The organism is Microvirga sp., assembly GCF_014699075.1.
Lineage (GTDB): Bacteria > Pseudomonadota > Alphaproteobacteria > Rhizobiales > Beijerinckiaceae > Microvirga.
The window spans coordinates 114,144-138,987 of record NZ_JACXAB010000005.1 but is presented as its reverse complement, the minus strand read 5'-3'; the positions used below and the strand labels follow the sequence as shown (position 1 = coordinate 138,987).

Genomic DNA, 24,844 nt, shown 5'->3' with positions numbered 1-24,844 from the left:
ACAATGAAGACGCGTTATGTTCTCAGCGCTCTGGCGGCGATAGCCATGACCGGAGCCGCGCAGGCGCAGACCTCGGTCAAGCTGGGCGTCCTGAATGACCGGTCCGGTGTTTACTCCGACCTCACCGGCGAGGGCTCGGTCATTGCGGCCCGCATGGCCGTCGAGGACTTCAAGGCAGCCGAGAAGGGCATCAAGGTCGATGTCGTGGCGGCGGACCACCAGAACAAGCCGGATATCGGCGCCAGCATCGCCCGGCAATGGTACGATCAGGAAGGCGTCGACGTGATCCTCGACGTTCCGACCTCCTCGGTGGCGCTCGCCGTGAGCGGCATCGCCCGCGAAAAGAACAAGATCCTGATCAATTCAGGCGGCGGCACATCGGATCTGACGGGATCCCAATGCTCGCCCAATACCGTCCACTGGACCTACGACACCTGGGCGCTCGCGAACGGCACCGGCGGCGCCATGGTGAAGCGCGGCGGAAACACATGGTTCTTCGTCACGGCGGACTATGCCTTCGGCCATGCCCTGGAGCGTGACACCTCAGCCCTGGTGGCCAAGGCGGGCGGCAAGGTCGTCGGCACCGTGCGGCACCCCTTCCCGGGCCAGGACTTCGCGTCCTTCCTGCTGCAGGCGCAATCCTCCGGCGCCAAGGTGATCGGCCTTGCCAATGCGGGTGGCGATTTCACCAACACCATGAAGCAGGCGGCAGAGTTCGGCATCGTCCAGGGCGGACAGAGCCTTGCGGGGCTCCTGGTCTTCATCACCGACGTTCACTCCCTCGGCCTTCAGGTGGCGCAAGGCTTGGTGATGACCGAGGCCTTCTACTGGGACCAGAACGACCAGACCCGTACCTGGTCGAAGCGCTTCGCCGACAGGAACGGCGGCAAGATGCCCACCATGGTGCACGCGGGCGTCTATGCCGGCGCGCTTCACTACCTCAAGGCTGTCGAAGCCCTGAAGGGCAAGGACACCGCGCAGGTGATGGCCAAGATGAAGGAGATGCCCACGGACGATCCGCTGTTCGGCAAGGGCATGGTTCGCCAGGACGGCCGCAAGATCCACGACATGTACCTGTTCGAGGTCAAGAAGCCAGCCGAGTCCAAGGGACCTTGGGATCTCTACAAGCAGCTCGCCACGATCCCGGCCGATCAGGCCTTCCGGCCTCTCAACGAAGGCGGCTGCCCGCTCGTGAAGGGCTGATCGCAACCGACAACGGCAGGGCCAGGTTCATCCTGGCCCCATTTCTTTGAGCCCCAGTGACGAAAGAGGCTGCGATGGATCTGGACATTCGAGGGTTGCGCGTTCTCGTGACGGCGGGCGCCGCCGGCATCGGTTTGGAAATTGCCAGAAGCTTCGTGCGCGAAGGCGCTAAGGTGCATGTGTGCGACGTGGACGACGCGGCGCTGGCCGCCCTGGCGACGAGCGATCCCGAGGTCACGCGATCCCGCGCCGATGTTGCGAACCGGCAGGATGTGAGCCGCCTGTTCGACGAAGCCCTGCAAGGGCTCGGCGGCCTCGATGTTCTCGTCAACAATGCGGGCATTGCCGGCCCGACCGCACGGGTGGATGAGGTCGATCCCGAGGATTGGGACCGGACGCTAGCGGTCAACATTACGGGCCAATTCAACTGCGCTCGCTTGGCCGTCAAACATCTGCGCGAGAGCAGGAACGCTTCCATCATCAATCTCTCGTCCGCGGCAGGCCGTTTCGGCTTTCCGCTGCGCTCCCCCTACTCCGCTGCGAAATGGGCGGCGGTCGGATTCACCAAGACGCTCGCCATGGAACTCGGTCCGCTCGGGATCCGCGTCAATGCCATCCTTCCGGGCGTGGTGGAAGGAGACCGGATACGCCGGGTGATCGGCAGCAAGGCCGAGGCGCGTGGCATCAGCTACGAGGAGATGGAGAACGAGCTCCTCCGGCATGTCTCCCTGCGAACTGCGGTAAAACCGCAGCAGATTGCCGATCAGATCGTGTTCCTGTGCTCGCCGAGGGGGCGGACGATCTCGGGTCAGGCCATCGCCATCGACGGGGATACCCAGTCCCTCGCGTGACCATGACGGGCATGGACCCTGCGATGTTCGATTCGTCCAATCTCCTGCTTGCTTTATCCATTGGCCGCCCGAGTATCCTTGTTCATCCTGTGCCATAAGGCAGAACAGAAGAACCAAGGAGGACCACCGATGCACCGCAGAATGCTGATCCTGGCCGCAGGCGCCGCCGCGCTCGTGGCCGCCGTCTCGGGCGTGCAGGCACAGGAGACGATCAAGGTCGGGCTGATCCTGCCGCTGACCGGGCCGTTCACCGCCATCGGGCGCCAGGTCGAGATGGGCGCCAGGCTGTACATGCAGCAGAAGGGCCAGACGGTCGCAGGCAAAACCATCGAGCTGATCGTCAAGGACGACGGCAGCGTCGCGGATGCCACGAAGCGCACCGCCCAGGATCTCATCGTCAACGAGAAGGTGAATGTGCTGGCAGGCTTCGGCCTCACCCCGCTGGCGCTCGCCACCGCGCCGCTCGCCACCCAGGCCAAGGTACCCCAGGTGGTCATGGCCGCCGGAACGGCAACGATCACGGAAGCCTCGCCCTTCATCACGCGCACCAGCTTCACCCTGCCGCAAGCCACCGAGCCGATGGCCGACTGGGCCGCCAAGAACGGCATCAAGCGGGTGGTGACGCTGGTGTCCGACTACGGCCCGGGCATCGACTCCGAGAAGGCCTTCTCCGGGGTGTTCACCAAGGCGGGCGGTCAGGTGGAGAACCTGCGGGTGCCGCTGGCGAACCCCGACTTCTCACCCTTCCTGCAGAAGGTGGCCGACGCCAAACCCGATGCGCTGTTCGTGTTCGTGCCCGCAGGCCAGGGGGCGCAGTTCATGAAGCAGTTCGTGGAGCGCGGCTTCGACAAGAGCGGCATCAAGCTCATCGGGCCGGGCGACGTCACGGACGACGAAGTGCTCAACGGCATGGGGGACGTGGCGCTCGGCGCCATCACCACGCATCATTACTCGGTCGCGCATGACAGCCCTGAGAACAAGGCGTTTGTGGAGGCGTTCAAGAAGGCCAACAATAACATGCGCCCCAACTTCATGGCGGTGGGCGGCTATGACGGCATGCACCTGATCTACGAGGGCCTGAAGAAGACGAACGGCCAGGGTGGGCAGGCGCTGATCGATGCCATGAAGGGCATGAGCTGGACCAGCCCGCGCGGGCCTGTCTCCATCGATCCGCAGACCCGGGACATCATCCAGAACATCTATGTGCGGAAAGTGGAGCGTCGGGACGGGGAGCTCTACAACGTGGAGTTTGCCACGATCCCGAACGTCAAGGATCCGGTCAAAGCCGCCAAGGCCAACTGACCTTGCTGCGATACAGGAAGCGCCGCACCAGATGCGGCGCTTCTGATGCGATGGTTCGCAAGCTGACCGGCTGAAGACCTAAGTGAGTGGTGCATCCACGATGCACACCACACCGGTGGACGGAAACACGATCTGGGCCGTGCCATCGAGATCCTGCGACAGGCTTCGCTCGATCAGCCGCGATCCAAATCCGCGCCGCGACGGCGGCTGGACCACAGGGCCTCCGCTTTCCTCCCACCTGAGATGCAGCCGCGGCCCGCCTTCGCCTTGCTGCACATTCCAGGCAATTGTGATCGCGCCCGTCTCGCTCGACAAAGCACCGTACTTCACCGCATTGGTGGCCAGTTCCTGCAGCGCCATGGCAAGCGCCAGCGCCATGCGGGGCGGCACGCGGACCCTTGGGCCTTCGAGGTGCAGGCGATCTTCGCCACGGCTCGAATAAGGCGCTACGGCCTGATCGACGATGTCATACAGGTCCGCGCCTTCCCAGTTCTCGCGGGTGAGAACGTCATGGGCGCGGGACAGGGCGAAGACGCGGGCCTCCAGAGACTCCTTGGCCTGCTCGGTCGAGGCCGCATTGCGCAGCGTCTGAGATGCCACCGACTGCACGGTGGCCAGGGTGTTCTTCACCCGGTGGTTCAGCTCGTTGATAAGGAGCTGCTGGTGCTCCTCGGCGACCCGCCGGTCGTGGATGTCGATGGAGACGCCGAACCAGCGCACGATCTCACCGCTCCGGGGATCACGATATGGTTCGGCCCTGACAAGGAACCAGCGATACTCGCCCTCCTTCGAGCGGATGCGATGCTCGACCTCGAAGATGCCGCCAGCTCGGCGGGCCTCCTCGAAGGCTTTCAACGTGACGGCATGGTCGTCCGGATGAACGAAATCAGACGTGACCTGTGACACGTCGGTCGCCTTCAGAGGAGCCCCCGTGTAAAGAGACCATTGCCGGTTGAAGAACTCGTGCTGTCCGTCCGCATCCGTGATCCAGATGATCTGCGGCACCGCATCGGCCAGGAGCCGCAGGCGCTCCTCGCTCTCCCGCAGGCGCTCCTCGGATTCCACCTGCTCGGTGATGTCGCCGTAGAAAACCGCCAGGCATTCATCGACCGGGTACGCGTGCATCGAGATCCAGGATGGCCGTCCATCGGGCCAGACATAACGATGCTTCAGGCGTACGGGCTTTTTGGTTGTCAAGGCGCGCCTGTACATGTCTCCGAGAGCCGGATCGGCATCGGGGTGAGCCTCCCAATAGGTTTTGCCAATGATCTGGTCACGGGGCCGACTTTCGAGGCGCAAGGCCTCCGCATTCATGTCGATGATGCGGAAGTTCCGGTCCAAGATCGCCAGGCTCTCCCCCATGCCGTCGAGGACACCGCGCAGGCGTGTCTCGCTCTCGCGCAGGGCCGCCTCAGTGGTGATCCGATCGGTGGTCTCCACCACGATGGCCAGCACACCCCCGGGCTGCCCGCTCTCGTCGATCACGGGGCTATAGTCGAGGTTCATCCACACCTGCTCGGGCACGCCCTTGCGATACAGGGTCAGTTCCTGATCCCGGAACGAGAGGGTGCCGCCCGCCATGCCGACCTTCATGACATGGGCGTTGAAATCGGCGACCTCCGGCCAGCCTTCCAGCACGTTCGATCCGAGAAGCCGCGGGTGGCGCCCTGCGGCGAAGACCGAGTAGGGATCGTTGTAGATCATCACCCCATGCTCGCCCCACAGCAGAACCATCGGGATCGGGGAGCGAAGCATCAGCCCGACCGTGGTCTTCAGGCTCTGGGGCCACCTGGAAATCGGCCCGATGGGCGTGCTGGCCCAGTCATAGCCGCGGATGAGCGCGCCGGCCTCGCCGCCATCCCGAAGGAAATCGGGGTAATGCGGGGTTCTAATGTCCATTGCCCCGACCTTTCCTCCCAACAGCCTCGGTCCGAAGGATGCGTCCGTCCGGCAGGAGGCCCTGCTGCAGGGCAGCTTGGCCGCATCCGCGACGAGCGTTGATCTCCGCTACGGTGATCGGGGCTGGAAGCCCTGGCGTGAAGGACACGTCCAGAACTGTTCGAAAAGGCATGAGCTTTTGTCTGTGGCTTGGAATGGCGACGCTTTGATGTTTTGTAGCGCCCTCCTCGGCCGGGGCAATGGGGCCAGCGGCACCTCCTTGACGCAGGCGCCGCTGTGAGGCTCCGGCAGGATGGGGCACGTGTCAGGGATGGGCGCGCTTTCGGCCGGAGCGGAGGCTCCGGGAGCGCAGCACTCCGCCGCCTCTACTGCACTTTCACCTGATCCTTGATCTTCTCGAAGACCGTGCGGCGCATGACCTTTTTCTTCACGAGATCATCGACGGATTTGTAGGGCCGACCCTTGATGATGGCGCGGCCGAGGGCGCCTGCACCCTTCAGGGAGTTCAGCTGCTCGAAGGACGCCCGGTTGAGATCGACCAGGTCAGAGGCCGGGCCCCCAGGGCGTGCGGGCTCGGCGAGACTCGCCTGAACCGTACCCGTCATCTCGATGTCCCTGGGAGACGCGGTCATCGACCGCTCGGGTTGGTTGAACGCTGCCTCAGCCGCCGTCGCACCGACAGAGGCCTGCTCGCTGGAAAGTTGCGGAGGAGTGGCCATCATGGGAGACGGAACAGGCTCCTGCGGGCCGGACGCCGACACGTAAACCGCTTCCGTCGCCGGGGTTGCCATGGATGCGGCAGGATCGGCATCGGCCACCTGCACGCGCTCGGACCTTTGCGGCAGTTCCACCAACTGCGGCTCGCCTGCCAGGATCTGCGGCGGCGCGACGGTGACCATGCCGCCCGCAGGAGCGCTGGTGCCCCCGGACAGCCACAAGGCCAGTGATCCAGCAGCCATGAGGCCAACCACCAGAAGAATGCGCAACGCCTGAAGAGCTACGTTGTCGCGCTGGTCGTAGGGATTGTGGGTTCGTGACAAGTTGCCGATCTGCATGGGTTCCTCACACCTTTACTCGTGGTGGATGCTCCACTCTTGATGAGCGTGCATGCGGCAAACGGGTTCGTCCTTCCGCATGCAGCGCTAAAGCATCGGACCCAAAAGTGGATTTGCACTTTTGGGTCCGATGCTTCCTTCATGAATGAGAGCATCGTTCGTGCGGAAAACCGGGTCCACTTTTCCGCACGATGCTCTAGCGCTAGAGGCGGGATGTGGCACAGGCGTGGCAATCTACCGGCATCTCGCCGGATCAACGGCAATTCGGGATAGGTGCGCAGATTTTCTGCGGGGTGACGCCACCTCGGCAACGTCATCACCTTTCAACAGGCATCTCCTCAGACGCTGCGCACGCGCGCGGGTGCACCGAAGTCACATTCGAGGGCAGAGCGGTCCCAGCGCCCGGCATCTGCTGCCGCTGCATATGTGGAGGTCAGAAAGTCGAGCAGCATCGCATCGGGATCGGGCCCTTGGCGCAGAACGTCGTAGCGCAGGATGAACTCACCAAGGTTGTGATCGAACTCTGCGCCTGCTGGAACAGCCGCATCGCGAAATCCCGGCGGCTCGGGATAGGCATAGGAATAGAAGGCGGCGTGAGGGTAGGCATCGCCGCCGGGCCAGAAGCCTGCGCTCGACACTTCATGGGAATAGGCTTCACGGGTGACCGCGTCCGGTAGGCCCGGCACACCGCCGGGATGAGGCAATGCTTCGCGACCGGAAAAGCGCGTGACGGCAAGATCGAAGCTGCCCCAGAAGAAGTGCACCGGCGAAACCTTGCCGAGAAAGCCGCTGCGGAACAGCTTGAACACCCGGTCCGCCTGCATCAGCATGCGCCAGAAGCGATGAGCGGCGTCTGGATCGTAGGATGCGTGCTGGTGATCTTCCGAGAACCGGATGGGGTTCTGCACCTCGTTTGGCATCTCATTGATCGAGACCTTGATGCCGATGTCGCTCAGAGCATTGAGGAGATCGGCATAAAACGCCGCGACGCTCTGCGGCCGGAGCGGAAGCATGCGCTCGTCGCCACGGCTGGTGCGCACGAGCAGGCGATGAGCGATGAAGTCGAACTCGATCTCCAGGATGTCGCGGCCGATGGGTATGGGCGAGGTGGTCAGGCCCCGTGCGGAGACGTAGAGCGGCACATGCCAGCCGTGATTGAGCCACGGCGTGAGCGCGAGCCGGATCTTGCCCACGATCTGCGTCCAGAGCTGGAGGGTCGCGGCGGTCTCGCGCCATTCAGGATAGGAGAGTTCAGGCCAGCCACCGTCATCCATGAAGCACCTCCGGGCGGAGCGGGATCGCGGACCGGGAGTATAGCTGGCGGATCGCAGGCTGCACAGCACAGCCTGCGATCACGTTTTGTTATGCGGCCGGGCGCAAGCCCGCGAGGGTCGCCGGGATCTCGATGTCGACTTCCAGGGTCGACACGGAGGCGCCACGATCCATCTTGATCTGCACCTTGTCCTGCGGCACCGCCAAGTGCTTGGCGATCACGGCCATGATCTCCTCGCGCAGGATCGCCACGAGATCGGACTCGCCGCCTCCCACGATGGTGCGCTCATGAGCGAGCAGGACCTGAAGGCGCTCGCGCGCCACCGGAGCGGACGTGGTGTTTCTCTTGAAGAAGCTGAAGAGGCTCATGCGGCCCTCCTGGCGAAGAGTTTGCTGAACAGGCCGCGCTGCTTCTGCACCTCGACGAGGGTCTCGCCCTGCAGCTTGCGCACGGCATCGAGATAAGCGCGCGCCGGCGCGGAGTTCGGGCTGCCGAGCGTCACGGGAGCACCGAGATTGGAGGAGCGCAGCACTTCGGTGCTCTCCGGAATGATCGCGAGAAGCGGGATCGACAGGATCTCGAGCACGTCCTCGACCTTCAGGATCTCGCCGCGCTGTGCGCGGGCCGCGTCATAGCGGGTGAGCAGAAGGTGCTTCTCCACCTGCTCGCCGTTCTCCGCCTTCAAGGTCTTGGAATCGAGCATACCGATGATGCGATCGGAATCGCGGATGGACGACACTTCCGGGTTGGTCACCACCACGGCGACATCCGCATGGCGCATGGCGAGCGTTGCGCCGCGCTCTATGCCGGCCGGGCTGTCGCAGATGATCCAGTCGAATTTTTCACGCAGGCCATCGATGACACGGGCAACGCCCTCGTCCGTGAGGTTGTCCTTGTCGCGGGTTTGGGAGGCCGGCAGCAGGTGCAGGGTCTCCACGCGCTTGTCGCGGATCAGCGCCTGCTCGATCTTCGCATCGCCCTTGATCACGTTGATCAGGTCATAGACCACCCGCCGCTCGGCGCCCATGATCAGGTCGAGGTTGCGCAGGCCGACATCAAAGTCGATCATCGCCACCTTCTGTCCCGACTGGGCCAGCGCCGCGCCCAGGGCCGCCGTGGAGGTCGTCTTGCCGACGCCTCCCTTGCCCGATGTCACCACAAGAACTTTCGCCATCCTTGGTTCTCCTACCCTTCAAGACTGTTGTTGCGACGGCATCACCAGCAGGTTCCCCGGAGGACCGCAGAACATGTTCGGAGAGCGGAGGCGGATCAAGCTGTCGCGATTTCTTACGCAACGGAATGAAATCTATTCGGCGCCCGTTATGGTTACCGGACGGTTAAGATTTCGGCCAAGAGGTGCAGTTTTCGGCGAAAAACAAGGGTTTCTGAGAAGAAACTGCACCTTCCGGAAGGTCAGGAGCAGCCTCTGATTCAGAAAAAAGGGCGCCCAGGGCGCCCTTTTCGTGTGCGTTGCATTCTGCTGTTAGTTTGCGGCGGCTCTCCAGCGGGAGCTGAATTTCGAGCCCACCTGCCAGCGCTTCACCTCGTTTTCCGAATCCTCGCACGGGAGTGTCATCGCGTCCCGCAGATACGAGAATTCCGCGTCAACAACGGCTGCTAGCAGGAAGCAGACCTCGTCCCGCCGCCCCAAAAGCCTGTTCTGAAGCACGAATTCGGCTCGAACAATGACCGCCTCCACCTTGCGCCTGTTCCAGTCCGCATCGCCGAAATCTTCGACAGCGTAGGATTTGGTCTCGAGTTCCCAGCGGTCGCGGATAGCCTGCTTGTACTCGCGAACGAAGCCGGGGAAGAGTTCTGCGGCCTTGCCAGTGACTCCATCGCCACGTTTGTCGCCGCTGGCCTTCACCTCGGCGATGAAGGTGTCGACGATGCCGGAGATCCGATCCTGGGCGGCTCGTGCGAAGGAGCGGTTGCGGGATTGCAGATCGCGCTCGATGTTCTCGCGCTTGGCGGCCTCGTCAAGGGCGCGCTGCTCCAGGATTGCGGCCTCCTGCTGGAGTGCTTTGCGGGCCTGCTCTTCCTTGGCCATGGTGTTGGCCACCTGATTGGCCTCAGTCTGAAGAACGGCCTTGATCTCCAGCGGATCGATCCACATCGGCGCCACCACATAGTCCAGGCGCTCGCGTTTCATCGCCTTGACGATCTCCGCAAGATCCGTGGCGGAGGCGTAGATCGCATTGCACTTGCGGGTCTGGAAGTCCGCAAAGGCATCATCGAGCGACGTCGCGGTGAAGGCGATGCTGTTGGTCGCAATGTTGAACACGGTGCCTGTCTTGCGCAGAACCGCAATCTTGTGCGCCTCGGAATCCTCTCCGACCGTGTGGCAGATACGCCCCTGGCTCGGATTGGTGAACACGATGCCGTATCCGGAACTCTTTCCATTGAGGATCTGCGTCTCGAGCGCAGCCGAGCTCAGGACCTCCTCCTGCAAGGCCTTCACGACTTCCGGGCCCGGGATGGATGCCAGGCGGCCGAAAGTGGTCTCGACCTTGCGGACAACGGATGTGACATAGCCCGGTGCCTGAGAGAGCAGGCCGATGCGCTGGAAGACGATGACGTCATAGCCTTCCATGCCGTCGATCGGGCACGCAGCCTGGGCGATCCGCACGCCTTGAACGTCCAGCTCCTGCCTCTGGATCTGGGCCATGGTCAGGCGCTCCAGATCCTTGATCCGCGCCACGTTGCGATCCTGCGCGAAGCAGATGGAAGGATTCCTGTCCTTGAAGACCAGATCGCCCTTGAGGCTCTTCACGATGCGGCCGGAAGCCGTGTTGTAGAGGAAGATCAGATCCTCGTTGTCGCCATCGATCAGGAAGCGCGTGCGCTCGGTGATGCCCAGCTGTCGGGCAAGCGCCGTCTGAGGATCCTCCGACGTCTTCGGCGTGTTCTTTTCGGTCCACGCCACCATGACCGACCGATAGTCGTCCTTCAGGTTCTTCGTATCGATGAAGCGGGAGAACTCGCTGTTGGCGCGGTTGATGCCGTTGAGGCTGCGCTCTTTCAGAGCCTTGGCGAACTGCTCGCCGAACTTGGTGAGATCGGCCGTATGCGGGGACAGGATGTTGCCGGTCACATAGGATTCGATGAAGGTGACGTTCTTGCTCGCTTCCAGAGCCGCTTCGGAGATCCGGCGGTCGAGAGCCTGCTGCCGCTCGTCGGCGAGGCTCTTCATGAACACGCCGAAAGTCGCGTCGCTCTTGAAAAAGGCTTCAAGTGCCTTCTTGCCCTTGCGCGCCTCCGCGAGATTCTGGGAATCGACGGCCGCCTTCGTGGACACGGCGGCTTTCGCGATCTCCGCGAGGTTGGGCGGGCTGCCGCCTGCGGCGGTTCTGTCCTTCAGATATTGTGAGATGTCGTTCAGGAAATCGGCGATTTCCTGCATCTCTTTGCTCTGGCCCGATCCTCCGCCGGCCGCAGCCTCGGCTTCGGCTTGCTTGAAGCGGTTGTAGAACTCGACCGGAACCCTCTGCCAGTTCGCCGATGCCGACGTCTTGCAGTAGTGATTTCCATTGTCGGCCTTGGCGCAGGTGCGGAAGCCGTCGAGGGAGAATTCCTGGGCGAGGGAGGGTGAGAGGAGGCCATAGAGGCCTCCTCCGATCAGCACCGCCGTCGTCAGGCGACGCGGAAAGCTCAGGCGCATTCGGTGCGTTCCTCGGTCGAGGGCTTGCCCTGGAAGGTGATCGTCTCCTGGAAGGTCCGGCAGGTCTTGCCGTCGGGCATCTTGTCGACCTTGGCGACCTTGATCGAGCCGGTCGCATCTTTGCTCTTCCAGGTTGTGGTTGAGCCGGCGGGCTTCCTCACCGCCGTCGTTACAGCCTGCTGGCGCTGAGCCTTCGATTGAGCGTCCATGTTGGCGAGGATTTGCCCGAGAACCGCTCCGACCAGGGCGCCGGCAATGATGCCGCCCGGCTTGCCTTTCCCGACTGCCGCTCCGACGGCCGCGCCGCCGGCGCCACCCAGGAGAGCGCCGAAAGGATTCTGCTGAGCGTGAGCGGGAGCAACGGTCCCGAGCGCCAGCGAGAAAGCAATGAGAGATGTCGTGATGAATTTACGCATACAGGCCCCTTATGTGTTTTTGTGCCTAAGTTCAGCCTACATCTTGCCACTTAGTCGACACAATAAGGAAAACCCGAGGTTGCACCGCTTTTCGTGCAAACCCGTCGTGCCGCCATGCATAGTTGAGCAGGCACCACGTATAAGCTTTAACCGCCCGAACCGGCGGCGTAGTCAGCCATCCCTAGTACATCGTTTTTGAATTCTCGAAGCAGTTCATGGGGCTGCACGCGCTTCAGGGGTGCCCAAGCCGTAGGACCATTTTGGAGCAACCGGGGTGTCGTTGCAGGCCTGGATGAAAGCGGTGATCCGCTCGCACAGCTCCTGCCGGCTGACGACGCGGATGTGGCGCAACACCGAGCGGGCCATCTTGGAGAAAAACGTCTCGACATAGTTGAGCCACGAGGCGTGCTTGGGCGTGAACACCAGCTCGAACCGCCCGGGACAGCTGTCCAGAAAGCGGTGGGTCTCCCGCGAGCGATGGGCGGAATGGTTGTCCAAGAGCAGACGGATCCGCCACTCGGCCGGATAGCTCGCATCGAGGCGGCGCAGAAAGGCCACGAACTCGCAGCTGCGATGGCGTTGTGTGAGAGCGTGATGAACGACACCTGAGACCAGGTCCACCGCAGCACTGAGGGTCACGGTGCCCAACCGCTTGTATTCATGATCCCGCTGAACCGTCGGGTGCCGGCCCCGTTGCGGCGGCCGGTCCGGGGCGGTGGGAGCAATCGCCTGCAGTCCCGGCTTCTCATCATAGGACAGGATCGCCACCCGATGCCCCTCCGGCGCGACATCCTGGAGCCGGTGTGCGGCTTGATAGACCTCAACCACCGCCGCCAGGCGCTCATCGAAGGCAGGATCACGCCGCTCCAGATAGTAACGGACCTTGTGCGGCCGAACCTCCTGCTCCTGGAGAATGGTCCGGACCGTGCTCGGCACCAGAGTGGCCAGGCAGGGGTGGCCGGCCGCAGGCCCGAGGCGACGGGCATGGCCGGCCAGAAGCCGTAAGGTCCACAGTTCATGAGGATAGCCCAAGCTCTTGGGCTGGGCACACGCTTGCCCGACCAGCCACAGCCGCGCCGCCGGCGTGATCTGGCGCGGGCGTCCGGAGCGGGGCAAGTCGTCCAGCGCGCGGATGACCCCGACCGCTGCGGCTCGCCTGGCACAGCGTCTCACCCGCTGCCGACTGAGAGCAAGCCGGGTTGCGGCTTCACGCACGCTTCGGCCCGTCGCCAACTGCTGCACGATGCCGGCGCGCTCGGCATGGTGACGGGGAGCGGTGCGCGCCTGGGCGAGCGTGCTCAGGAGAGAGTGATCTGCCGCGGTGAGAGGCAGAACGGACACAGTCGCACGGGACATCGCGCCTCCTTGTTCCAGCCCATGGGGCGCAACGGCGCGTCACACCGGGTGCAGATGGCCGTCGCTCTCGATCAGCCGCAAGGCCTCGGTGAGGGAGACCGAGCGGTGAAGACACCACCACTCGCCCGTATGGCGATACCAGGACACATCAAAACAGTCGCGGCCAGCATACTCCAGACGCGCAAACGGCGAATCGAACTCGGGCTCGAGCGCGTCCGGATCATCGCAGCGGAAGCGCTGCAGGAAGCGGTATTTGTTGCCATGCCATTTACCCAGGATGGCGACTGGGTAGTTGAACGCGGTACTGGGCCGGATCTCGGGCAGGAAGCGCGGGCGCAGCACCTCGGCCAGAAAGCGCTCGCAGGCGGCGGTAATCGCCACCTTCTCCGGTTCAGGCGGCTTCTGCCCCACCTTGGAGCGAACACGGACCCATTGCCTTCCAGCCATGATGGCTCCACCACCGTGATCCTGGCTCAAAGATACCGCGCGCCCACCGAAGCGCAATGCAATCCCTCACGAGCCTGATCGGCAGTTCAGAATCGATGTACTAGGATGGTCAGAAAAAGGCCTCATGTAGAGCGTGAGGCCTTTTGATGATTTACCGCCCGTCCCTCTTCAGTCCGCCCGAATCCGCGCCGCCTGTCTGAGCGCCTCCTGTGCCGATGGCGCCTGCGGAGGCCGCGGGGCTGCCGGCCGGCAGGGTTCCGCCCGGCTGAAGCGGTGTCGAAAGCCCCGACGGAGCCCGCGGCGTATGGGCTGAGGAGAACCAGTTGTCGTCCGAGGGACTGCCGCCGGCCGCCGGCGCGGTTCCGCTGCCTGCGCCATGCAGAAGAGCGTCATCCGCTTGGGGGGCGCCCTGCCCCGGCTGGCCGCTCATCCGGCTGGAGGAGCTTGGGGAGGTTCCAGCTGCCGATGCGGCGCCTGCTCCCGTATAGGTTCGCGCCCCGGAAGCCCCTTGGCCCATGCTGCCGCGGCGCGAGCCTTCGAGGCTGCGGTCGATGACGCCGCTCTCGAGCGGGAACGGCGGCTGCGGACGGCGCGGTGCCGGACGGATGGACCTGTTCTGCCGAGAACCCATGGAGCCGGACCGGTTCATGCTCCACAGCAGGGCTCCGGCACCCACAGCCAGCACGCCGGCGAGTGCGCCGAAAACCGTACCGGTGGGCAGGCCGTAGCGGCTCGGCATCATCGCCTGCGGCATGTGCCAGCGGCTGGATTCGTAGGACGCGATGCGCTCGCGCTCATAATCCCGCTGCAGGCTCTTGAGCTCACTCGGGGAGAAGACGCCGCGTGCGACGATCATCACGCCGTTCTCCTCCAGGGTGAAGGCATGGCGGATGGAGCCGGTGAGGTCCTTGAAATCCATGGCCCAGTCATGGCTGTCCTTGTTCGGCCGGGCAGCCAGCTCGTCGGCCTGGCGCAGGATCTCGTCCTGCTTGCGCTCCAGATCGGCCACGTAGCTGGCCGTGCGCTCATGATGGGACAGGGCGGGATAGAGCACGTTCTGCTGCGCCGCGATGTGCCGCTCCAGCTCGTCCTGGAGATCGTCGAAAAGCTCGGAGCGGCTGTTCGGGCCCGTGCCCGTGGCCTTCAGAACCTCGCGGCAAAGCTCCTCGATATTCGCGTGATCCGACACCACCATTTGCCATAGGTCCATGGGAAGCCTCCTCTTGAGCCTTTGCCTTGATCACAGTGAACGGCTTGGGCGGACGGCTGTTCCGCCAAGAAGCCGTTCGGCCGGCGGCAGGGTCGCAGGCGCTCCAGAAGGACCTGCCCTGGAGCGCCTGGACTGCTGCGCTGGCCTTAGCCGTTCGGCGAGAAGCCGAAGTCCTTTGCCCGCAGCTCGGCGATGCGGATATCCGCGAGCGTGAACACCGACGTGGTTGGGCCGAAGCCGTAGGTGATCTGCACGTCGTCGCGTACTTGGACTGTATATTTGAGCATCTGTTCAAACGTTTCGAACAGATCGTTCTCGATGGAGATCTTGTCCCAACCGGCCTTGAAGTCGGTCACGACGTCACGGCCGGGTCCATCCCCCGAGGAGAACAGGAAGAGATCGCGACCGGACCCGCCTTTGAGGATGTCGTCCCCGAAGCTGCCGAAGATCCTGTCGTTGCCGCTGCCGCCGTCCACCTTGTCGTTCCCGCCGCCGGCCGTGAGAACATCCGATCCGTCTTCGCCGTAGAGGGTGTCGTTCCCGGATTGGCCTGCCAGCTGGTCGCTTCCCGTGCCCCCTTTGATATAGTCGTTTCCGGTGCCGCCGAGGATGGAATCGTTGCCCGCTTCGCCCCGCAGGTCGTCTTTCCCGTCGCCGCCGCGGATCTCGTCGAAGCCGCCCCGGCCGAGGATCTTGTCGTTGCCGTAGCCTCCATACAGGTGATCGCCCTTGCCGCCGCCCTTGAGGTAGTCGTCCCCGAGGCCGCCCCAGAGCCAGCCTTGCCCGGATTTGAGGAACAGGGTGTCGTCGCCGTTTCCGCCGGAAAGAAAGTTGTACTGGGCCGTTCCGCGCAGATCGTTGTCGCCGTTCGTGCCGCTGAGCACGAGCGGCTTGACAGTCGACGGCAACCAGACGCCGTCCACACGGGCTTCTGCGTCATTGTCGTCCGAGACGGTTGCATAATTGGTGTTGATGAAAACGTCTGGTCCATCGGGACCGCCGGAGAGGTTCAGGGATATGGAACGCAGGGACCCGTCTGCACCAAGGATCAAGCTGACGCCTGAGACGAGATCCTCCTCGGTGAAGTTTCCGACCCGCGGCTGCTGGAGAAAGAAGTCGAGACCCGGGGTCGTGCTGGGCAGGATGAACGAGGTTCCACGGGGGTAGCTGTTAGCGATGGCCAGCGCCTCGCCTGTCAGGGTCAGGGAGCCGGTGACAAGCTGGCCTTCCTTTTAGCCGCCGACCGCTGCGCCATATCCCAGTTCCAAGAACCTCGGATCGACCGAGTCACCAGGCTCGTCATTGGGAACCAGATCATTCTGATAGGCACCCTCGACGCCTCCATAGAAGATGTAGCTTAGGGACGACATGTGATCTCCATTGCGTTAAGAGCAACACGGATGCAGAGCGGCTGCGCCAAGTCCCAAGGCAATCGATTCAAGGGGAATGGGCCTATTCTTCTGGATTGCCGGCAGAACCGTGCTCCTCGTAAGCCCCGAGCGAATGTCTCAGTCCCACGTAAGGTTGTACAGGTACTCAGAGGGGTAGCATCCCGATGGAGGCCTGCTGCCTCCCCTTGGCCGATGGGCTCGAAATCTACCTCAAAAGGTGTAAGGTTCCCGAGCTATCAGGGAGCCGACGTATCGATCATGACTTCATCGCCGCAGAACACATTCGCCCCCATCGCTCTCCCTGCCGGTCTCCCAACCTATAACGATGTGGTGGCAGCGGCGCAGCGGATCGAAGGGGTGGCTCATCGAACCCCGGTTCTCACCTCTCGCACCGCCGACGAGCGCACAGGCGGAACGCTGTTCTTCAAGGCGGAGAACCTGCAGCGCGGGGGCTCGTTCAAGTTCCGCGGCGCATACAACGCCATCGCGCAGCTGTCACCCGAAGCGAAGAAACGCGGCGTCGTCGCCTTCTCGTCCGGCAACCATGCCCAGGCCATCGCCTATGCCGGGCAGCTTCAGGGCGTTCCCACCGTCATCATCATGCCGCAGGACGCGCCGGCCATGAAGGTGGCGGCCACAAAGGGCTATGGCGGCGAAGTGGTCATGTACGACCGCTACACGGAGGACCGCGAGGCCATCGGGCGCAGGCTCTCGGACGAGCGCGGCCTCACCCTCATTCCGCCCTACGATCATCAGGACGTGATCGCCGGCCAGGGCACGGCCGCCAAGGAGCTGTTCGAAGAGCTCGGTCCTCTCGACATGCTCTTCGTCTGCACCGGCGGCGGCGGCCTGCTGGCAGGCTCGGCGCTCGCCACGAGGGCGCTCTCGCCGGAGTGCCGCATCTATGGCGTCGAGCCGGAGGCCGGCAACGACGCGCAGCAATCGTTCCGCTCAGGCTCCATCGTGAAGATCCCGGTTCCAACCACCATCGCCGACGGGGCGCAGACCACCTATGTGGGAGCCAAGACCTTCCCGCTCATGCGCGCGCTCGTCGACGACATTCTCACCGTGTCCGACGCGCAGCTCGTCGACACCATGCGTTTCTTCATCGAGCGCATGAAGATCGTGGTGGAGCCCACGGGCTGCCTGTCGGCGGCCGCGGCGTTGAATGACCTCGTGTCGTGCAAAGGCAAGCGCGTCGGCATCATCATCAGCGGCGGAAACGTGGATCCGCGGGCGCTGGCGGGCTTTCTGGCGGGGTAGAAGTCCCCTCCATCGTCATCCCCGGGCTTGTCCCGGGGATCCACGTCTTCACAGCGGGTTCAAGACGTGGATGGCCGCAACAAGTGCGGCCATGACGAGGAAAGCGTAGTGCTAGTGTCCCGCTCGCACGACCACAGCCATCCCGTCATGATCGCCGGTGGTGAGCTTGGGATCGTCGGTGAGCGCGTTGCCGAGATTGACGAAGCCGCTCACCTTGTAGACCGTGCTGCGATCAAGCCTTTGCGTGAAATCGTCCCGCGCCCGGTTGAACGAGCCGTATTGGTGCGGCGGATCGCGGAACGGATTGACCTCCTCGCGGCTGAAGGCGCCGGTGAACAGGTAAACCTGTCCGAACACATGCGGCCCGAAGATCCGGCCGTGATTGTTGCTCACCTCGAAAATGTCATTGGAGAAGGCGTCATCCCTGCCTTGCGGCAGTTGAGGGTACAGCGTCCCGTCGATGAAGCCCTGATAGCCTGCCGAATGCCCGAAGCGCACAGGATAGCCGGCGCGAGCGGCGGCAGCGATCAGGCGCGCCTTGGCGTCCTCCGCGCTCGAGGCGCCTTCATCGATGAGGATGACATTGATCGGCTCACGCAGGTTCTTGCCGCGGTAGATTTCACCGAGCCAGTCGGATGGAACCCCTTGGGCCGTCAGCATCCACTTGCCGATGGCGGGCAAGCCCTCGGGTGCTGCCACATCCATGCCCTGCTGCGCCTGGATCGGTTGCGGATCCATCATGAGGGCGCAGACGATGAGAAGGCACAAGCGAATCTGCTTCATTCGCCTCTCCTGAAGCTCCGCGTCAGGAGAGCACGATCAGCCTCCGTTGACCATCGCCTTCAGGTCTGGGCCTTCACCGCCAGAACCGCGTAACGATGCTGCGTCGCGCGCTCAAAGCCTTTGAGCAGCGACAGATTTTTCGCCTGCTCCCGATGAATCGGCTTGAGGTTATGGTCGATCATGATCTCGGCAAAACCTGCATCCCGCAGCAGGTTTGCCACCTCCCCGGCGCGAGCTCCCTTCGAGAAATACACCCGCTTCAGGATGCGCTCGTGCGTTTCGCGCATGCCATTGGGGGCATGTGGAGCTCCTGCGAGTCCCGGAACCAGCTTCTCGATGAGGCGGATCATACGCTTGACCAGCGTGTCCGATACGAAATCTCCATCGACGATGAGAAGCCGACCGCCGGGCTTCAGCAGGGAGTGCCACTCCCGGAAAGCCGCCTTCGGGTCGACCAGCGTCCATACCAGATGCCGCGTAACAAGCACGTCGTAGCTTCCCGGCTGCTCGAGGGTGCGCTCGGCATCGCCCATGACGAAGCGGATATCCGCGCCGCGCCGTGCCGCCTTCGCGCGCGCTTGGTTCAACATCGCCTCCGACCAGTCGAGACCGGTCACGTCGAAGCCGAGGCCGTGCAGCAGATGGGAGATCACGCCGGTGCCGCTGGCGAGATCGAGCGCCCGCCGCCCCTCGCCCGCTCCGAGATGGCGCAGGAACAGATCGCGCCACGCCTGCCGCTCACCTTCCGAGAAGATCTCGTGCCCCACCTGCTCATCGAATGTTGCCGCGCGTGCCGACCAGTAGTCGCGGATCTCGTCCCGGAGCGTGTAGTTCGCATTCATGAGAAGCTCGTAATGAAGATGAATTCCCGCGCTCCTCTAGGAGCAAACTTTGACGTCGTCAAACTGGAATGATTGTAAACTGCAGAATTGAATAATTTCAAACTATGGCTCTACTGATTTTAACTAGATTAATTCTAAAAGATAACGCTTGCATGACCTAGTGTTCAAACCTAGGAGAAGCCCGCTTTCTCAAATGCTTTCGAGGCGCATCATGCAACTCTCCAAACTGTTATTCGGTGCCGCCCTGGCGCTCGTCGGGTTCCTGCCCGCTCCCTCCTCTGCCGCCGACAAAGTCACCGTGACGGACATCACTGGCCGCAAGGTCGAGGTGAAGGCGCCGGTCGAGAAGGTGATCCTCGGCGAAGGCCGGCAGATGTATTTCGTCGCCACCCTCGACACGGACCAGCCGTTCAAGCGCGTCGTCGGCTGGCGCGACGACCTGCAGAAGGCGGATCTCGACGGTTACAAGGACTATCTCGCCAAGTACCCGCAGATCGAGAAGATCCCGACCTTCGGTGGCTTCAAGGAAGGCACCTTCGACGTGGAGCAGGCCGTCGCGCTCAAGCCCGACGTGATCCTGCTCAACATCGAGGCGAAGACCGCCACCGACGACGCGAAGCTCATCGAGAAGCTCGCCAAGATCGACATCCCGGTGGTGTTCGTCGACTTCCGCGAGAAGCCGTTCGAGAACACCGATGCCAGCATGCGCCTCATCGGCAAGCTGTTCGGCAAGGAAGCCCGCGCTGAAGAGTTCATCGCGTTCCGAAAAGCACAGATCGATCTCGTGACCGAGCGCCTCGCCAAGGCCAATCCCGCCAAGCCCCTCGTGATGGTGGAGCGTGCCGGCGGCTACTCGGACGATTGCTGCATGTCCTTCGGCAACGAGAACTTCGGCAAGTTCGTCGAAGTGGCCGGCGGCCAGAACATGGCTGCCAAGATCATTCCCGGCACCTTCGGCGTCGTGAACCCCGAGCAGATCATCGCGGCCAATCCCGACCACGTCATCGTCACCGGTTCGAACTGGGAACTCTATGTGCCCGGCGGCGCCTGGGTCGGCGTCGGCTCCGGCGCGGACAAGGCGAAGGCTCGTAACAAGCTCGCCGGCCTGATGAAGCGCCCCGCCTATACCGGCGTGAAGGCCGTGAAGGACAACCGCGTCCATGCCATCTGGCACCAGTTCTATAACAGCCCCTATCAGTTCATCGCCATCCAGGCGATGGCCAAGTGGCTGCATCCGGACCTGTTCAAGGACGTGGATCCCGACGCCACCATGAAGACGCTCTACGAGCGCTTCCTGCCCGTGCCCTACAAGACCGGCTACTGGGTCTCCCTCACCGACAAGGAATAAGGCTCTTGGCCCACTCTCCCGCCATCGCCATGCCGAAAGGACGCGGTGCCTACCGCGTCCTCGTGCAGCGCAAGAAGCTCGTGCTTCTTGCGCTTGCCGTCGTTCTCGTTCTCTCCGTCATCGCCGATCTGGGTTTAGGCCCCGCGCGCTACTCGATGCGCGAGGTCGTGATGGCTCTCATGGGCTCGCCGGAGGTTACAGAGCAGGTCAGCGTCGTGATCTGGGACATCCGCATGCCGGTGGCGCTCATGGCCGTGGTGGTCGGCGCGGCGCTGTCCGCAGCCGGCGCGCAGATGCAGACGATCCTCAACAATCCGCTCGCCAGCCCCTTCACGCTCGGCATCTCGGCCGCAGCGAGCTTCGGCGCTTCCGTTGCGCTCGTGTTCGGCGTCGGCTTCCTGCCCTGGGCCATCGACTACATTGTGTCGATCAACGCGCTGCTCATGGCGATGGCTGCGGCCCTGTTCATCCATTTCATGAGCCAGAAGCGCGGCGTCACCGTCGAGACCATCGTGCTCCTCGGCATCACCCTCGTCTTCACGTTCAATGCGCTGCTCGCGCTGGTGCAGTACCTCGCATCGGAACAGGCCCTGTCTGCCGTGGTGTTCTGGACCATGGGCAGCCTGACCCGCGCCACATGGCCGAAGCTCGCCATCACCACGGCGGTGGTTGTCATTTCTCTTCCGCTTTTCATGCGCCGCGCGTGGGCGCTCACCGCTCTGCGGCTTGGCGACGACAAGGCCGCGAGCTTCGGCGTCAACGTGCGCTGGGTCCGGCTCGAGACCATGATGGTCATCAGCCTGCTTGCCGCCGTGCCGGTGGCGTTCGTGGGCACCATCGGCTTCATCGGATTGGTTGGCCCGCACATCGCCCGCATGCTGGTGGGCGAGGATCAGCGCTATTTCCTGCCGGCCTCCGTTCTGTCGGGCGCCGCGATCCTGTCGCTCACTTCCGTCATCAGCAAGTCCATCGTGCCCGGCACCATCTTTCCCATCGGCATCATCACGGCGCTGGTGGGTGTGCCGTTCCTGTTCAGCCTGATCATGTCCACCCGGAGGCGCGCATGGTAACGACCCTGCAACTCAACGAAGTCGGCGTCCGCTACGGCAAGCAGGAGGTGCTCTCCGGCGTGACCACGCCCGTGCTGAAGGGCGGCGAGGTCACGGCGGTGATCGGGCCGAACGCCGCCGGCAAGTCGAGCCTGTTCCGGCGCATCGCCGGTCTGCTTGACGGGCCGGGCAGCATCCGCATCGACGACGTCGCCCTGAGGCCTGGCCCGAGCCCTGTCTGCTACATGCCGCAGGACACCTCGGTGAACACGGTGCTGACCGTCTACGAATCCGTGCTGCTCGCCCGCAAGCAGGGTGCGCCGCGCAAAGTGACGGACGAGGACCTTCAGGAAGTCGACCGCGTTCTCTTCAGCCTGCGGATCGAGCCGATTGCGTTCAAGGGCCTGAACGAACTCAGCGGCGGGCAGCGGCAGCTGGTGTCGCTCGCGCAGGTGCTTGTGCGCGAGCCCAAAATCCTCCTGCTCGATGAGCCGACGAGCGCCCTCGACCTGCACCGGCAGGTGGAGGTGCTGGCGCTCATTCGCTCGCTCGCCCGGGACCGGGGGATCTGCGTGGTGCTCGCCATCCATGATCTCAACCAGGTGCTGCGCGTCGCCGATCGTGTCATGGTGATCGATGCCGGCACCATGGTGAGTTGCGGCCCGGTGGAGACGGTGATCACCCCGACCCTGCTGCAGACCATCTATCGGGTCGATGGTCGGATCGAGCGCTGCTCGCGCCTGTGCCCGCACGTGATCATCGACGGGCCGCTCGAAGCTGCGTGAGGAGGCCGCGGTTCAACCTACGCCGCTCCCTTCAACATGATAATCGGGCACTGGATAGCCTCGCGCCAGCCCGGCTGCTTATAACGGGACCCTCTCGAATCATGGAACCTCGTGCATGAGCCTTGGACCGCCTGAACGTCGATCGGACGAGCGCTTCGCCACCACGCTGGAAGGCTGGATCCGGGATACGAAGGGCAAGGCATGCATCCAATGTTCCATATGGGACCTGTCGCAGTCGGGTGTCAGGCTGGTGATTTCCGGCTCTGCCGACATTCCCTTGGAATTCGAGCTTGAGATCCCCGACGCGGGTGCAAGGGCCATGACACAGCTGGTGTGGACGGACGGAACGCATTACGGGGCGCGTTTCACCGGCTGACCGGCAGGTCCCATCAACGCTCTCTTCACCCCTCTGTGCCATGCTGTCCCGCATGACTTACTCCCGCGATACCCAAGCCATCTCCGAACTCACCGGCCAGCCCGTCAGCACCTGGTCCGAGGAATGGCGGATCGAGACCGAAGCCCGCACCCTCCTGAAGATGTCCAAAGCGGAGCGGGATGCATTCTTCAACGGCAGGAAGGATGCGGATGGGAAGACCATTGATCGTGGGGTGATCGGCATCCGGGGCCTCAAGGCGGCCGAGGAGATCAAAGCCACGATGGAAAGGCTGCAAGCCGTTCGCAGCGAATCCAAGTAACGGACCCTATTCCTAATAATAGAAATGAAAAAGGGCCGCGCCCAGTCCTGTTGTTTGACTGTGTTCGCGACCCTTAAGACCGTATTTGCCCCTACGGTTAATCCGGAATAAACCATCACCTCTGTCCAAGCAAGGCCAAATAGTTCGCAAATAAACGATCGTTTGCGTCAGAATAGCGCGCATATTCTCTTGACACACTCAATTGACGCCATGATTTGTCACAATTTCGCCTGATTACTCTACGAATAGAGAGGTTCACGACCCTCATTTTGCCCCTACGGGTCGGACCTTGAAGCGCCCCTCCATGAGCGGGCGCTTCCTTTTTGTGGTCTGCCTCTGATTCGCTGCCTCGGGAAAACCCGTCACGAAGCGCCCTGGGGGGCGAAGAAGCAGATGATGGCCCGGGTCGTAGGCTCCTCGCAGAGGTGGAACTTCGCGTCGGGCGACATCTTGGAATGCTCGCGGCCGATAAGGCGTCCGTCCCAGAGCCGCCAGCCCTCGGATGTTTCCGTCACCGTCTCGCCACGGGCCTCGATGAGTTCGCGGCAGTCATGCTCATCGCAGCACCAGGCCGGATACCAGTCGTGGGCGTAGGATGCCTCGCCGAGCACGCAAGCTATTGCAACGATAGCCAGAGCCTTCACAGAGGCCATTCAGCGCAAGCCTTTCCCGAGGATCCAGCCTCGATTGCCGAGCTTGACCCTGATCTTGGGGCGGGTGCTATGGCACGTCCAGCCCTGCCCTAACGGCAGAATCTCGTCGGGCCAGGTTTATTCCTGCGTCTTGAGGTAAGGCTCGACCTTGCCCTTGAGCTTGATGGTCATCGGGTTGCCGAAGCGGTCCTTGGCACTCCCGGCGGTGACCCGGACCCAACCCTCGCTGACGCAATACTCGTCCACATTGGTCTTCTCGGCGCCGTTGAAGCGGATGCCGATCCCCTTCGCCAGCAGTTCCTCGTCATAGAAGGGGCTGTCCGGGTTCGAAGCCAGGCGGTCGGGAAGCGTGTCGGTCATGCGAGGGTCTCTCCAATGGGGTCGTTCAGGGGCGGCAACCTAGCGTCTCAGGGGCGGAAAGCCAATTCCGGCTGGAGCATCGTGACAAGCCAGCTCGGATGTCCTACTTTCGTTGTACGCCCCAACGGCAGGACGATAATCCGCGCGTAAGCGGAAGAGACCAGGGAGAGAAAATCTTGTCGGCAGCGACAGACGGGATCCAAACAGATTTTTCCGAAGATATGAGCTATGGAGACTATCTCCGGCTCGATACCCTCCTCTCCGCCCAGTCCCCCCTGACCTCCGAGCACGACGAGCTTCTCTTCATCACCATTCACCAGGTGATGGAGCTGTGGCTCAAGCTCCTGAACCGGGAGCTCGACACCGCTCTCGCCCATATCCGGGCCGACGAGCTCCAGCCCGCCTTCAAGTGCACGGCCCGCATCAACCGGATCCAGGAGCAGCTGATCCAGGCTTGGACGGTGCTCTCCACCATGACTCCATCGGATTACCTGAGCTTCCGACCGGCCCTTGGCAAATCTTCCGGCTTCCAGTCCTGGCAATATCGGCTCGTCGAGTTCAAGCTCGGAGCCAAGGACGCGGTGAAGATGGCGCCGCACCGGCACCGGAGCGACCTCGCCGAGCAGCTCGACGCCGCCTACCGGGCACCGGGCCTCTATGACGAGGCCCTGCGCCTCCTGGCCCGCCGCGGCTACGCGGTTCCCACAGAAGTTCTCGACCGGGACGTGACACAAGCTTACACGGCGCATCCCGGCGTTGAGGCGATCTGGGAGGAGATCTACCGCCATGCGGGCGAGCACTTCGATCTCTACGAGCTCGCCGAGGAGCTGGTCGATCTGGAGGACGCGTTCCAGCAATGGCGCTTCCGGCACATGAAGACCGTGGAGCGCATCATCGGCATGCGCAGCGGCACCGGCGGCAGCAGCGGCGTCAGCTACCTGCGCAAGGCGCTGGAAAAATACTTCTTCCCTGAACTCTGGTCCGTTCGCGGCAAGCTTTAAT

The 24,844-nt window shown here is 63.1% G+C and carries 26 protein-coding genes; 10 read left to right on the top strand and 16 right to left on the bottom strand.

The features are described from left to right. The first annotated feature begins 3 nt into the window (after positions 1 to 3). The 3 genes from IC232_RS10310 (at position 4) to IC232_RS10300 (ending at position 3,356) form a co-directional block, all read left to right on the top strand. A complete protein-coding gene (locus tag IC232_RS10310) occupies positions 4 to 1,203 on the top strand; it encodes an ABC transporter substrate-binding protein (protein ID WP_190844839.1) in 1,200 nt (399 codons plus the stop codon). Positions 1,204 to 1,277: 74 nt separating this feature from the next. Then, a complete protein-coding gene (locus tag IC232_RS10305) occupies positions 1,278 to 2,054 on the top strand; it encodes an SDR family oxidoreductase (RefSeq protein WP_190844838.1) in 777 nt (258 codons plus the stop codon). Positions 2,055 to 2,183: 129 nt separating this feature from the next. Continuing rightward, positions 2,184 to 3,356: an ABC transporter substrate-binding protein gene (locus IC232_RS10300; protein WP_190844837.1), complete on the top strand. Its 1,173-nt coding sequence runs from the start codon at positions 2,184 to 2,186 to the stop codon at positions 3,354 to 3,356. Between the two features lie 78 nt (positions 3,357 to 3,434). Here IC232_RS10300 and IC232_RS10295 read toward each other — a convergent pair whose 3' ends face one another. The 12 genes from IC232_RS10295 to IC232_RS10240 form a co-directional block, all read right to left on the bottom strand. After that, positions 3,435 to 5,255: an HWE histidine kinase domain-containing protein gene (locus IC232_RS10295; RefSeq protein ID WP_190844836.1), complete on the bottom strand. Its 1,821-nt coding sequence runs from the start codon at positions 5,253 to 5,255 to the stop codon at positions 3,435 to 3,437. Between the two features lie 365 nt (positions 5,256 to 5,620). Next, positions 5,621 to 6,310, bottom strand: a complete 690-nt coding sequence (locus IC232_RS32345) for a helix-hairpin-helix domain-containing protein (protein WP_246812142.1) — start codon at positions 6,308 to 6,310, stop codon at positions 5,621 to 5,623. Between the two features lie 338 nt (positions 6,311 to 6,648). Then, positions 6,649 to 7,584, bottom strand: a complete 936-nt coding sequence (locus IC232_RS10285; RefSeq protein ID WP_190844835.1) for a DUF5996 family protein — start codon at positions 7,582 to 7,584, stop codon at positions 6,649 to 6,651. Between the two features lie 88 nt (positions 7,585 to 7,672). Beyond that, the gene (gene minE, locus IC232_RS10280; protein ID WP_190844834.1) at positions 7,673 to 7,951 is read right to left on the bottom strand and encodes a cell division topological specificity factor MinE; all 279 of its coding nucleotides are present in this window, start codon (positions 7,949 to 7,951) and stop codon (positions 7,673 to 7,675) included. After that, positions 7,948 to 8,757 (bottom strand): septum site-determining protein MinD, encoded by an 810-nt coding sequence (gene minD / locus IC232_RS10275; RefSeq protein WP_190844833.1) that lies wholly within the window; start codon positions 8,755 to 8,757, stop codon positions 7,948 to 7,950. Before minD ends, minE begins: the two co-directional genes overlap by 4 nt. A gap of 309 nt (positions 8,758 to 9,066) precedes the next feature. After that, positions 9,067 to 11,244, bottom strand: coding sequence for a hypothetical protein (locus IC232_RS10270; RefSeq protein ID WP_190844832.1), 2,178 nt, complete (start codon positions 11,242 to 11,244; stop codon positions 9,067 to 9,069). Next, complete coding sequence (locus IC232_RS10265) at positions 11,235 to 11,660, bottom strand: hypothetical protein (RefSeq protein ID WP_190844831.1); 426 nt, start codon at positions 11,658 to 11,660, stop codon at positions 11,235 to 11,237. The genes IC232_RS10270 and IC232_RS10265 overlap by 10 nt, the downstream gene beginning before the upstream one ends. Positions 11,661 to 11,873: 213 nt before the next feature. Beyond that, positions 11,874 to 13,016 (bottom strand): IS630 family transposase, encoded by a 1,143-nt coding sequence (locus tag IC232_RS10260; RefSeq protein WP_190844830.1) that lies wholly within the window; start codon positions 13,014 to 13,016, stop codon positions 11,874 to 11,876. Positions 13,017 to 13,055: 39 nt separating this feature from the next. Next, entirely contained in the window at positions 13,056 to 13,463 is a 408-nt protein-coding gene (locus IC232_RS10255; RefSeq protein ID WP_190844829.1) for a hypothetical protein, read from the bottom strand. A 151-nt stretch (positions 13,464 to 13,614) separates the two neighbouring features. Continuing rightward, positions 13,615 to 14,673: a hemerythrin domain-containing protein gene (locus IC232_RS10250; RefSeq protein WP_190844828.1), complete on the bottom strand. Its 1,059-nt coding sequence runs from the start codon at positions 14,671 to 14,673 to the stop codon at positions 13,615 to 13,617. 146 nt (positions 14,674 to 14,819) lie between these two features. Further along, a complete protein-coding gene (locus tag IC232_RS10245) occupies positions 14,820 to 15,725 on the bottom strand; it encodes a calcium-binding protein (RefSeq protein ID WP_190844827.1) in 906 nt (301 codons plus the stop codon). A gap of 180 nt (positions 15,726 to 15,905) precedes the next feature. Then, positions 15,906 to 16,043 (bottom strand): hypothetical protein, encoded by a 138-nt coding sequence (locus IC232_RS10240; protein ID WP_190844826.1) that lies wholly within the window; start codon positions 16,041 to 16,043, stop codon positions 15,906 to 15,908. Between the two features lie 279 nt (positions 16,044 to 16,322). Between IC232_RS10240 and IC232_RS10235 the strand changes: the two genes are divergently transcribed. Beyond that, complete coding sequence (locus IC232_RS10235; protein ID WP_190844825.1) at positions 16,323 to 17,327, top strand: threo-3-hydroxy-L-aspartate ammonia-lyase; 1,005 nt, start codon at positions 16,323 to 16,325, stop codon at positions 17,325 to 17,327. A 111-nt stretch (positions 17,328 to 17,438) separates the two neighbouring features. On the opposite strand, the gene IC232_RS10230 is transcribed toward IC232_RS10235, so the two are convergent. Continuing rightward, on the bottom strand, positions 17,439 to 18,110 hold the full coding sequence (locus IC232_RS10230; RefSeq protein WP_190844824.1) for a hypothetical protein: 672 nt from the start codon (positions 18,108 to 18,110) through the stop codon (positions 17,439 to 17,441). 59 nt (positions 18,111 to 18,169) lie between these two features. Continuing rightward, positions 18,170 to 18,952 (bottom strand): class I SAM-dependent methyltransferase, encoded by a 783-nt coding sequence (locus IC232_RS10225; RefSeq protein ID WP_190844823.1) that lies wholly within the window; start codon positions 18,950 to 18,952, stop codon positions 18,170 to 18,172. Between the two features lie 211 nt (positions 18,953 to 19,163). Here IC232_RS10225 and IC232_RS10220 point away from each other — a divergent pair, with 211 nt between their 5' ends. From IC232_RS10220 to IC232_RS10200, 5 genes are all read left to right on the top strand, one after another. After that, positions 19,164 to 20,300, top strand: a complete 1,137-nt coding sequence (locus tag IC232_RS10220; RefSeq protein WP_190844822.1) for an ABC transporter substrate-binding protein — start codon at positions 19,164 to 19,166, stop codon at positions 20,298 to 20,300. Between the two features lie 5 nt (positions 20,301 to 20,305). Further along, positions 20,306 to 21,370, top strand: a complete 1,065-nt coding sequence (locus tag IC232_RS10215) for a FecCD family ABC transporter permease (protein ID WP_190844821.1) — start codon at positions 20,306 to 20,308, stop codon at positions 21,368 to 21,370. Further along, complete coding sequence (locus tag IC232_RS10210) at positions 21,364 to 22,134, top strand: ABC transporter ATP-binding protein (RefSeq protein ID WP_190844820.1); 771 nt, start codon at positions 21,364 to 21,366, stop codon at positions 22,132 to 22,134. Before IC232_RS10215 ends, IC232_RS10210 begins: the two co-directional genes overlap by 7 nt. Positions 22,135 to 22,249: 115 nt before the next feature. Further along, positions 22,250 to 22,510 carry a PilZ domain-containing protein gene (locus IC232_RS10205; RefSeq protein WP_190844819.1) on the top strand — a complete coding sequence of 87 codons (261 nt, stop codon included), beginning with the start codon at positions 22,250 to 22,252 and terminating at the stop codon, positions 22,508 to 22,510. Positions 22,511 to 22,562: 52 nt separating this feature from the next. Continuing rightward, positions 22,563 to 22,829, top strand: a complete 267-nt coding sequence (locus IC232_RS10200) for a hypothetical protein (RefSeq protein ID WP_190844818.1) — start codon at positions 22,563 to 22,565, stop codon at positions 22,827 to 22,829. A 362-nt stretch (positions 22,830 to 23,191) separates the two neighbouring features. Here the strand turns inward: IC232_RS10200 and IC232_RS10195 are convergent, their stop codons facing one another. Further along, positions 23,192 to 23,482: a hypothetical protein gene (locus IC232_RS10195; RefSeq protein WP_190844817.1), complete on the bottom strand. Its 291-nt coding sequence runs from the start codon at positions 23,480 to 23,482 to the stop codon at positions 23,192 to 23,194. Positions 23,483 to 23,599: 117 nt separating this feature from the next. Then, on the bottom strand, positions 23,600 to 23,842 hold the full coding sequence (locus IC232_RS10190; RefSeq protein WP_190844816.1) for a DUF3297 family protein: 243 nt from the start codon (positions 23,840 to 23,842) through the stop codon (positions 23,600 to 23,602). A gap of 176 nt (positions 23,843 to 24,018) precedes the next feature. Here IC232_RS10190 and kynA point away from each other — a divergent pair, with 176 nt between their 5' ends. Then, complete coding sequence (gene kynA, locus IC232_RS10185) at positions 24,019 to 24,843, top strand: tryptophan 2,3-dioxygenase (protein ID WP_210335312.1); 825 nt, start codon at positions 24,019 to 24,021, stop codon at positions 24,841 to 24,843. Position 24,844: the final 1 nt, after the last annotated feature.